This is a genomic window from Streptomyces sp. NPDC004658 (assembly GCF_040609555.1).
Taxonomy (GTDB): Bacteria; Actinomycetota; Actinomycetes; order Streptomycetales; family Streptomycetaceae; genus Streptomyces.
This window is the reverse complement of sequence record NZ_JBEXKG010000216.1, coordinates 1-10,092: the sequence shown is the minus strand read 5'-3', so window position 1 is coordinate 10,092 and position 10,092 is coordinate 1. Positions and strand designations below refer to the sequence as shown.

General features: G+C 72.9%; 8 protein-coding genes. 7 read left to right on the top strand and 1 reads right to left on the bottom strand.

Annotation, left to right across the window (positions count from 1 at the left end; all coding sequences use genetic code 11):
• From ABZV94_RS37475 to ABZV94_RS37445, 7 genes are all read left to right on the top strand, one after another.
• Positions 1-1,292: MFS transporter (locus ABZV94_RS37475; protein ID WP_356348801.1), on the top strand; the 1,292-nt coding region annotated here is incomplete at its 5' end.
• Positions 1,293-1,304: 12 nt separating this feature from the next.
• On the top strand, positions 1,305-2,009 hold the full coding sequence (gene ribA, locus ABZV94_RS37470; RefSeq protein ID WP_356348800.1) for a GTP cyclohydrolase II: 705 nt from the start codon (positions 1,305-1,307) through the stop codon (positions 2,007-2,009).
• Positions 2,006-3,715: a WD40 repeat domain-containing protein gene (locus tag ABZV94_RS37465; protein ID WP_356348798.1), complete on the top strand. Its 1,710-nt coding sequence runs from the start codon at positions 2,006-2,008 to the stop codon at positions 3,713-3,715. The genes ribA and ABZV94_RS37465 overlap by 4 nt, the downstream gene beginning before the upstream one ends.
• Complete coding sequence (locus ABZV94_RS37460) at positions 3,712-4,728, top strand: SUMF1/EgtB/PvdO family nonheme iron enzyme (RefSeq protein ID WP_356348796.1); 1,017 nt, start codon at positions 3,712-3,714, stop codon at positions 4,726-4,728. Before ABZV94_RS37465 ends, ABZV94_RS37460 begins: the two co-directional genes overlap by 4 nt.
• Before the next feature lie 98 nt (positions 4,729-4,826).
• Positions 4,827-5,282, top strand: coding sequence for a luciferase family protein (locus tag ABZV94_RS37455; protein ID WP_356348794.1), 456 nt, complete (start codon positions 4,827-4,829; stop codon positions 5,280-5,282).
• A 438-nt stretch (positions 5,283-5,720) separates the two neighbouring features.
• On the top strand, positions 5,721-5,864 hold the full coding sequence (locus ABZV94_RS37450; protein ID WP_356348792.1) for a hypothetical protein: 144 nt from the start codon (positions 5,721-5,723) through the stop codon (positions 5,862-5,864).
• A 32-nt stretch (positions 5,865-5,896) separates the two neighbouring features.
• Complete coding sequence (locus ABZV94_RS37445; protein ID WP_356348790.1) at positions 5,897-6,532, top strand: hypothetical protein; 636 nt, start codon at positions 5,897-5,899, stop codon at positions 6,530-6,532.
• Between the two features lie 51 nt (positions 6,533-6,583).
• Here the strand turns inward: ABZV94_RS37445 and ABZV94_RS37440 are convergent, their stop codons facing one another.
• The gene (locus ABZV94_RS37440; protein ID WP_356348788.1) at positions 6,584-9,619 is read right to left on the bottom strand and encodes a BTAD domain-containing putative transcriptional regulator; all 3,036 of its coding nucleotides are present in this window, start codon (positions 9,617-9,619) and stop codon (positions 6,584-6,586) included.
• Positions 9,620-10,092: the final 473 nt, after the last annotated feature.

Here is a 10,092-nt window from a genome sequence, read left to right as displayed (position 1 = left end):
GCCGGCGCCGCACGGCCGTGACCACGGCCGGCCGGGTGCGCTCCGGGCACGGCACCGCCCGCGGCGACGAGGTGGTGGAGCCCTCCCCGTTCAGCGAGCGCCCCTTCCTCGTCTTCGCCGCCGGCAACGCCGTCAACAACGTCGGCGAGGCCCTGTACGCGACCGCGCTGCCGCTGCTGGCGTACCGGCTGACCGGCTCGCTGACGGTGATGGCGTGGCTGGCCGCCGCCGTGCCGATCAGCATGCTCCTCGCCCCCTGGTTCGGCTCGGTGGCCGACCGGAGCGGCACGTCCGGCCTCGTCCTGTACGGGCTGCTTGCGCAGGCGTCGGCGGCCCTGGCGATGAACCTGCTGCTGTGGAGGGGCCATCCGCAGACCTGGACGCTGTTCGTGTGCGCCCTGGTGGTGGCGGCCGGCGGGGTCGCCTACCGGACCGGCTGGATGACGGACGTACCCGTGATGTTCCCGCGCTGCCCCGCGCGGGCCCGCGGCACCCTCAACAGCCTGTTCCTCGCCACCACCCTGGCCGGACCGGTCCTGGTCGCCGCGACCCTGCCGTGGCTCGGCTACCTGGGTGTGCTGTGGCTGAACCTGCCGACGTTCTTCGCGCCGCTGGCGGTGTGGGGGGCGGGCGTGCGTCCACCGCGCCGCGCCGCCGCCGGCGTCCGGCGGCATGAACCGGCGCGGCTGCGCAAGGTCTGGCACGACGTCACCGCCGACCGGCGCATCGCCGTCACGCTCGTCCTGCAGATGGTGCTGGAAGCCGTTTGCGGCACCGGCCTGACGTCCCTGGTCCTCTTCGAACTGCGCCACTCCTGGCGGCTGTCCGGGCAGCAGGCCGGCTGGGTCGTCGCCGCCGTCAACCTGAGCCTGCTGACCGGCAACCTGCTCGTCTCGCAGCGCCGACGGCTGCGCCCCAGAACACTGCTGCCCGTGGCCCTCGCCGCCCGCGCGGTGTCCCTGGCCCTGCTGGCGTTGCCGGTGTGGCCGTTGTTCCTCACCGCACTGGTTCTCGGAGCCGTCGCCCAGGGCGCACTGCTGGCCGCCGTGGTGATGCTGCGGGTGCGCTACCTGCCGCAGGCCGTCATGGGCCGTGCCTCGGGCCTGATGTGGCTGCTGACCGGATCCGCCGCGCTGCTGTCCCCTGTTGTGATCCCCCCGCTCGACCGTGTTGCGGGCCCGCACGCCACGTTCCTGGCGCTCGGCGCCGTCTCGTCGGTGGTGATGGTCCACCTGTACCGCGCCCGCACCGCCTGGACCCCGACGAACCCGGCGACGACCGAGCCGGCCTAGGAGGAGGAAGACATGCCCCATATATCCGGCGACACCCGCACCACTGGCCTCCGGTCCCCCTCCGTGCCCGGGCGGCGGCACCGCGACGGCGCCGGTGACCCGCCGCCGCGGGCGGAGGTGCGCCAGAGCGTGCGTATCCCCCTCTACCCGGCGACTGGAGAGCCGATCACCGCCCAGGTCATGACCTTCCGCGGACTGGTGGACGGGCGTGAGCACCTGGCGCTGCGCCTGGGGAGCGTCCAGGACGGCGTGCCGCTGGTGCGGGTGCACTCCGAGTGCCTGACCGGCGACGTGTTCGGCTCCGCCCGCTGCGACTGCGGCCCCCAGCTGCGCGAGGCCCTGCGCATGATCGACACCGCCGGCGGGCTGCTGCTGTACCTGCGTCAGGAAGGACGCGGCATCGGCCTGTACAACAAGCTCGACGCGTACGGGTTGCAGGACCGCGGCCTGGACACCTACGAGGCCAACCGGGCCCTGGGACTGGGCGAGGACATGCGCGACTACGCGGCGGCCGCGCAGATGCTGCTCGCTCTGGGCCACGAAGAGATCGACCTGCTCACCAACAACCCCAACAAGTGCGAGCAACTGCGCCGTTACGGCATCCGGGTGCGGCGCACCGTCGCCACGGGCGTCTTCGTCAATCCGCACAACACCGGCTACCTGACGGCGAAGGTCGCCCGCACCTCGCACACCATCCGACTGGAGGAGTCAGCGTGATACGCCATCACGGGCCGATCAGCGGCGTCGCGGCCTTCGGCGGCGCGTACGTGGCCACGGCCGGCTACGACAACCAGGTCATCCTGTGGGACGTGGCGGCGCGGGTACCGCTCGCCCGCGCGGTCCACGACCACCTGGCCAACCAGGTCGCCTTCAGCCCCGACGGGACGCTGCTGCTGACCTCGTCGAGCGACTACACCGCCCGGGTGTGGTCGGTGCCCGACCTGAAGCTGCAAGCCGTCCTGAGCGACCACAAGGACGACGTGGAGATGTCCGTCTTCCACCCCACCCGGGACCTGGTCGCCACCGCCTCCCGGGACCACCTGGTGCGGGTGTACGACCTCACGGGCACGCTGGTGGCCCGGTTCGAGGGACACACCGCCGACGTCATCTCCGTCGCCTGGCTGGGGGAGGGCGACGAACTGCTGACCTCCAGCGACGACGGCACCGTCAAGCGCTGGTCCCTGACGGCCGGCGGCATGGTCGCCGAGGTCGACCTCGGCGGTGTGGAGACCGACACCATCGCGATCACCCGGGCCGGCGTGGTGTACGCGGGCAATGACGACGGCGAGATCATCACCATCGCCGACGGCCGCACCGGCAAGGCCCCCGCCCACGAGGCCGGCATCAAGCGACTGGTGTACAACGCGGCCACGGAGTCCCTGGTCAGCCTCAGCTACGACCGCACCCTGCGGGTGTGGGACGCCTCCGACGCGGACGCCGGGCTCCGGCTCACGCACACCGCCGAGTTCCCCGCCGAGGTGTGGGCCCGCTCGTGCGCCTTCCTCGACGACGCCACGCTCGTCTTCGGCACCTTCGGCTCGTCCTACGCCGTGTACCGCGTCACCGACGGCACCTGGGACCTGACGGGAGTGGAGCCCACCGCGTGCGTCAACGCCGTCGTCACCACCGCCGACGGCGCGGTCTGGACGACCGGCGACGCCGGAATCGTATGGGTCGACGGACAGCAGCGCGCCGCCACCGGAAGCCTGTGCAACTTCCTCGTGGAGGTCGGCGACCGCGTCCTGACCGGCGGCCAGCTCGGCCGGGTCTTCGACGCCCGCGACGGCCGCGTCCTGCACCAGCACCGTTCACCGCTGAACTGCGCGGCCACCTTCACCCGCGACGGCGTGCCGCACGTGGTGGTCGGCGCCTACACGGGGGAGGGCCTGGTGTTCGCCGTCCGCGAGGGACAGGACCCCGAGCACGTCGCGACGCTGCCGCTGCACACCAACGCGGTCAAGGGCGTCGCGGTCTCCGGTGACACGCTGTTCGCCGTGTGCGCGGACGCCTCGGTGTCCTGGTTCTCCGTGGAGACGTTCACCGAGACCGGCCGCGTCGACGAGGCCCACGCGCGCATCGCGAACGGCTGCGCCCCGCTGCCGGGTGGCCGCTTCGCCAGCGTCAGCCGGGACCTGACCCTGCGGATCTGGGACGGCCGCACCAGCCGCACCGTACCCACGCCGCACGACCACTCCGTCAAGTGCGTCGCCGCCTCCACGGACGGCCGCCTGGTGGCGACGGGATCGTACGCGGGCACGGTGGCCGTGTACGACGTGACCACCGGGGACTGGCCGCACGTATGGCGGCCCACCACGGCGGGCATCTCCAGCCTGCACTACGACGCCGCCCGCGGCCGGTTCCTCGCCTCCTCCTACGACGGCCGGGTCTACCCGCTCCCGCCGCAGCCGGAGCCCGCCCCATGACCACGGCCGACACCCTCGCGGTCAACCCCAACGAGCTGGACGACCGCACGGCGATGGGGCTGCCCGCGGCCTTCACCGACCGCGTCGACCAGGACCGGCTGCGGCAGCTGACCCGCTCGCTCGCGGGCAAGGACCCGCAGGAGCTGGCCGCGCGGGTGGCCGACCCGGAGGCCTACTGGCTGCTCCGGCTGGCCGCGGGCCAACTCCTCGCCCTGCTGGGCGATCCGCGCATCGATCCGGCGGCACCGGCGATGGAGGACGTCCCGGCAGCCCGGGTGCGGCTGGGCCTGGCGGCCGACCGGGTCGACGCCGTCGCCGCCGCCTGGCGGCACGTGGGCGTCACGCGCGCGTGGATCGCGAAGGAGGCACCGGAGTACGACGCCGACATCGCCGCCTTCCGCATCGCCCGCTACCCCGTCACCAACGAGGAGTACCGGCTGTTCCTGACCGAGAACCCGGAGGCCGGGCTGCCCACCTCCTGGCGCTTCGGCGTGTACCCCGCCCACCTGGCCAACCACCCGGTGTGGAGCGTGTCACCGCAGGACGCCGACGCGTACGCGGCCTGGCTCGCCCGCCGCACCGGGCGGCTCTTCAGGCTGCCGACCGAGGCGGAATGGGAGTACGCGGCCTCGGGCGGTGACGGGCGGGCCTACCCGTGGGGCGAGGAACCCGGCGAGGACCTGGCCAACACCGTGGAGTACGGACCCCTGGCCACCACCCCGGTCGGCATGTACCCGGCAGGACGCAGCCCGTTCGGCGCGTACGACATGGCCGGCAACGTCGAGGAGTACGTCGCCGACGACTACCGCCCCTACCCGGGCGGTCAGTACGTCGACGACGACCTGCACGCGGACACCGACGCCACCTACCGGGTGGCCCGCGGTGGCAGCTTCACCCGCTACGCCGACCTCGCCCGCTGCCGCCGCCGGCACGGCTGGTACCGGCGCGACATCTACGCCATGGGCTTCCGCCTCGCCGAAACGCCGCCCGCCCCGGGCATCGCGGCGGGGTGAGGATCGTGAGCCGCCATCCGTGTCCGGGGCCGCACAGGGCGGCGATCCGCAGGGTGCCGCCGTGACCGGCAGCCGAACGGGAAGAGGGTGAGCGCCGGATGCCTCTGCCGTTACGCCGGGGCGCCGCCCCGCTGGTCGTGACCGGTGATCCGGTGGAGCAGCTGACCGACCCGGCACCGGCCGCGCTCAGACAGCGGCTCGTCGACGCCGTCGCCGCACTCGACGGGGTCCGCACGGGTCCCTCGTACGTCTGCGTACGGGGGACCCGTGCGTTCCATCTCGCGCCGGCCCTCGCCCATGGGCCGGCCGAGGCGTTCCTGGCCGGTTCGGAGTTCGGGCATGTGCATCCGCCGTACGACGGGAGCGTGCACCTGATGCTGCCCGGCCGGTGGGCGCGGTGGGCGGTCGCGGCGGGGTGGGGCGTGACGGTCGTACCGCGCGGTTCGCTGCTGGTCTACGGCCCGCGTGACGATGAGGAGTCGGCCGTCGTCGAACTCCTCATGACACAGGCGTACTTGTTCGCACGCGGGCGGGCGTGCCACCTGCCGCCCTGACTCAGCTGCGGTGGTGGGGCAGAGCCCAGTGCCGGTCGTCGGGGTCGGTTCGGTCCGCCGGCGAGTCGGGGAGGACGCCGTCGGCGTCGGGCATGCCGGCGCCCGCATGGACAGACCGCGGGTAACAGCCCGATTTCGCGGGCTTGGGCCACCGCCTGCGCGGACGGTCGGCTGCTGCGGTGGACGTACGGCCAGGTGATCGATCTCGGCGTCCCTGGCGAATGCCGCCACTGCCCGCAGCCAGGCCGCCTCGGCCTCGCCGTGATGGCTGACGGTGTCCTCCGTGCCGGTGCCGGACCGTGTTCGTCGCGGTCGGACACCAGAGCCAGGGGCCCTGACCTGCCGGGTAACCGGGTGGTATCGGACCGGGATGTCGTCGGGATCAGTCGGTTGCACGGTGGTGGCACATCGAGAACAGGCAGCTGAAAGGAACGTGACATGCGGTGGTTGGGACGTGGAGCGCTGGCCGTGGTCATGGCGGCGGTGATCGGCTGGGTGGGTGCCACGGCGGGATCCGCCGGCGCGCACACCGCCGACGGACGCAGCCTGGTCCTGGCCACCGACATCGGCCCCACTCGCTGACAGCCGTCGCGCCCCGGGCCGGGAGGAGTGTGATGACGGTGCACCAAAAGCGGTTTCCGCTGGTTCTCCTGCCGGGACCGGACACCCCGGTGGCGGAGGTGAGCGGCCTGGCCCGTGCCCTGCCCGCCGCCCTCCGGCTGGTCGTGCTCCACCCCGGCACAGGGGCGTCCACCCGGCCCGGCCCGCCGGAGGCCCTCGCCCGTCAGGCACGCGACGCGGGCGTGTACGGCCCTTTCGCGGTGCACGGCTGGGGGACCGGCGCCCATCTGGGCCTCGCGCTGGCAGGGGTGTTCGAGCGGGCCCTCGGGCACGCCGTCTGCACCACCCTGTTCGTGTCGGACGCGGTCGCCCCCGGTCACACCACGACGTCGCCGGTCCAGGCCGACGTGCGCCGCACGGTCACCGAGAGTCGGCTCGTGGTCTGCACCGACCCGACGTCGGCGCGGTTCGACGAGGCCGGCCTGCAAGCGTGGTGCCGCCACTCCACGTCCGGCACGGAGTTCGTCACGCTGCCGTCGGGCCCGCGGGCGGCCCGTGCGGCAGCCCTGTCCCGGCTGATCGCCGCACGGCTGCTCCCGGCCGCCGACCGCCCGTCCGCGACACGGGCGGCCCGGACGGCGACGGCGCACGTGCCGGGCGGTGACGCCGTGGCCGGCTCCGCGCCCTGACCGCCGCATCCGTCACCGCCCGCCCGCTTCCGGCCGCCGCCCCCTGACGCGTCACACCCAGGGCCCGGCGGCCGGGTCCATTTCCGGCCTCGTGCCCAGCGCCATCGCTGCGGCGTGCTCCTGTGCCGCCAGGACGTGCCCGTCGGCGGCGGTCCCGTCGCCCAGGGCACGCAGCGACTGGGCCAGGCCTTGGTGCGCCCGGACCATCTCCGTGCGCAGCCCGATACCCGTGGCCCGCTCCAGCGCGGCCCGGTGGCGGTCCACGGACCGCCGGTGCTCCCCGCGCGCACCGTCGACCCGGCCCAGCACGTTCTCGGCCGCGGCCTGTCTGGCCTGCGAGCCGTGGCCGCGGGCCAGGTCCAGCGCGTTCACCGCGTGCTCGTGAGCCGTGTCCGGGCGTCCCGACCGCAGTTCCGCCTCGGCCAGGTTGCACAGCACCAGCGAGGTCAGTGCCGGTGCGCGCAGCGGTTCACACAGCGTCCGCGCCCGGTCGAGGCACTCGGCCGCCGCATCGAGCCGCTCCAGGCCGAGATGGGCGAGCGACAGATTGGCCAACGCGGTCGCCTCGATCCCCGCGTCACCTGTGTCGCGGGCCAGTGCGGCGGCCCGCTGCCCGGCCTGCACGGCCTCGGGCAGACGCCCCAGGCGCTCTCTGGCATGGCACAGGTTGGCCAGGGCCTGCGCCTCCTCCCGGGCGGAGCCGAGCGCGCGATGCGCCTCGCTCGCACGCGCCAGGTATCCGACAGCCTCCCGCAGACGTCCGACGCTGGTGCACAGCACGCCGAGCCGGCTCAGGCAGGCCGCCTCGATGCGGGGGTCCTCCAGCGTGGCGGCGATCTCCAGCGCCTCCTCGGACGAGGCGATGCCCTCCTGGAACAGGTCACGCTGCCACTGGGCGACCGCCTGGTTGATCAGCGATACGCACAGCAGCTCCGGATCGCCCTCCTTGCGAGCGCTGTCCACGGCCAGCCGCGCCGTGTGCTCGAAATCGGAGAAGTGGTTCTGGGCATGCAGATGGAAGCCGACGCCGCGACTGAGCCACGCGGCGTGCCGGTACAGGCCGTGCTGGTCGGCGAGATGGACGACCGCCACAACGTTTCGCCACTCCTGGGCGAACCACCGCTGCGCCTCCTCGGGGCTCAGGGCGGGTGCCGCCACCGCCTCGGTCGGCGGAGCGCAGCCGTAGCGCACCCGTCCGGGAAACAGGGCATCACACGCGCGTTCCAGGTCGCTCACCATGCGGGCGGCCAGTCGCCGCACCGCGGCTGAGCGCTGTGGGGCGTCGTCGGTCGGCAGAGTACGGGCGAAGCTGTGCACCAGGTCGTGGAAGGAGTACCGGCCGAACTCGAACTCCTGCAGCATATGCACGTCCAGCAAGTACTCCAGGACCCGCTCGGCGCTGTGCGAATCGGTGTCCAAGAGGGCGGCGGCGACCGGAACCGCGAAGTCGACTCCAGGATATAGGCTCAACAGCCGGAAATGGGCACGGTGTTCGGGTTTCATGGCGTCGTACGACATCCGCAGTGCCGTCGCGACGCTGCGGTCCCCGGACTCCAGCTCCCCTATGATGCGCCCGTCGTCGCCGAGCCGCTCGGTCAGATGGCGCAGCGTCCAGTGTGGACGCTTGCGCAGGCGGGCGGCGGACACCCGCAGGGCGAGCGGAAGCCGGCCGCACAACTGGACCAGGTGCGCGGCGGCGTCCGGTTCGGCGGCCACCCGGTCCGCGCCGAGGATGCTGCGCACCATCTGGACGCTGTCCTCCTCGGACAGCAGCCCCAGGGAGAGCCCTTCGGCGCCCTCCAGTTCGGGCAGCCGGAGCCGGCTGGTGATCAGGACAAGACTGCCGGGGGAGGCGGGCAGGAGCGGGCGTACCTGTGCCGCGTCGACAACGTTATCCAGGACCAGCAGCAGCCTTCGGCGGGCGCTGGTGACCCGCCACAGTGCGACGCGGCTGAGCACGTCGTCGGGCACGGACTTGCCGGGCACCCCCATCGCCCGCAGCAGTACGCCGAGCGCCGTCCCCGGGGAGAGGGGTTCCTCCCCGGGGGTGAAGCCGCGGAGGTCGACGTACAGCTGCCCGTCGGGATAGGTGTCGGCGAGACGGTGTGCCGCGTGCACGACCAGGGCCGTCTTGCCGATTCCACCCATTCCGTCAACGAGCAGGATGTGCGGGCTGGTACGGCCGCCGGTGGGAGATGGTGCGGTGACGAGTCGCTGTATCTCCTCGTGACGGCCGGTGAAGTCCGCGAGGTCGTACGGCAGCGTGCAGGGGGCGGCCCCGGTGACGGCGAACGGCGGCTCGGCGGTGTCGCGGGCGAGCGGTGGGGCGTCCAGTTCCGGGTCGGCGCGCAGAATCTGCTCGTACAGGGCAGCCAGTTTGGGACCGGGCATGATGCCGAGTTCCTCCGCCAGCGAGGTGCGCAGCCGCGTGTACTCCTCCAGCGCCTCCGCCTGCCGTCCGGCGCGGTAGAGGGCGAGCAGCAGGTGGCCGCGCAGCACCTCCCGGTAGGGGTGCGCGGTGACGGCCTCGCGCAGTTCGCCGATGAGTCCGCTCGCCTCACCGAGGCCGAGGCGCAGTTCGAAGCACTGCTCGGTGGCGGTCAGGCGCCTCTCTTCCCACGCGGCCGCGGAGGTGTCGATGAGGGAGCCTCCCGTGCCGCCGAGGATGGGTCCACGCCAGGCGTCCAGTCCGGCTTTCAACTGCATGACAGCGTTTTCAAGAAGGCCTTCGGCGCGGGCTTCGTGCGCGCGCCGCATCCGGATGTCGAACATCTGCAGATCCAACTGGCCGTCCTCGAGCATCACGCGGTAGCCCGGCGGTGCGGTGACGATGAACTCGTGCCCGGACGGTAACCGCCGGCGTAGTTCGGCGATCGCCTTGCGGACCTGGTGGACCGCCGTGGACGGCGGCTCCTCCTCCCAGACCGCCTCGATCAGCCGCGAGACGGGAACGATCCGTCCCGCCTCTAGCAGCAGCATGGCGAGTACGCGTTCGTTGATAGGGCCGCCAGGCCTGATCCGCCGGTCTCCCGCCCAGATCTCGAGGGGGCCGAGTATGTGGAAGCGCACATGAGGGGTGGAGTGCATGGCCGGTGCTCCAACTCGCGGTAGTGCCACTGATTCCCCCGCAGACCAGGTACCTCATACGTCCGAACTAATAAACCGTTAAACATGCTTACCTTTCCACGCCCCCGCCTCGGCCATGCGCCCGAAACCGGGCGGGGCGCATCTTGGGGGATGACCTGGATCGGGGACCAACCGCCCCGCGTACGGACGTTGGGCCGGGTCCGACCTCCGATCAGCGGGCCGCCTCCGACCGGTCGAGCCGTAACGGTGCGTCGGTGCGGGCGACGAGGCGGTCGCTACCGCGATCGGCGTGCACCTGCCAACCGTGCATCGCCGCGCCCCTTGCTTCGCCACCGACCAGCTGTGGGCGATCGCTCCCGGCCGACCCTTCCCAGCCGCCGCGCGGCTGCGCTGGAGCGGCCCTGATCCGCTGCCGCCCCCGCCTGCCCGCCGTCCCGGAGCTCGGGCCGCCGGCCGTCCCCCGTCCTACGGCC

Coding starts and splice junctions, on each gene's coding strand:
- ABZV94_RS37440 (WP_356348788.1), bottom strand. CDS start 9,619: ATGCACTCCACCCCTCATGTGCGCTTCCACATACTCGGCCCCCTCGAG.
- ABZV94_RS37450 (WP_356348792.1), top strand. CDS start 5,721: ATGCGGTGGTTGGGACGTGGAGCGCTGGCCGTGGTCATGGCGGCGGTG.
- ABZV94_RS37460 (WP_356348796.1), top strand. CDS start 3,712: ATGACCACGGCCGACACCCTCGCGGTCAACCCCAACGAGCTGGACGAC.
- ribA (WP_356348800.1), top strand. CDS start 1,305: ATGCCCCATATATCCGGCGACACCCGCACCACTGGCCTCCGGTCCCCC.
- ABZV94_RS37455 (WP_356348794.1), top strand. CDS start 4,827: ATGCCTCTGCCGTTACGCCGGGGCGCCGCCCCGCTGGTCGTGACCGGT.
- ABZV94_RS37445 (WP_356348790.1), top strand. CDS start 5,897: ATGACGGTGCACCAAAAGCGGTTTCCGCTGGTTCTCCTGCCGGGACCG.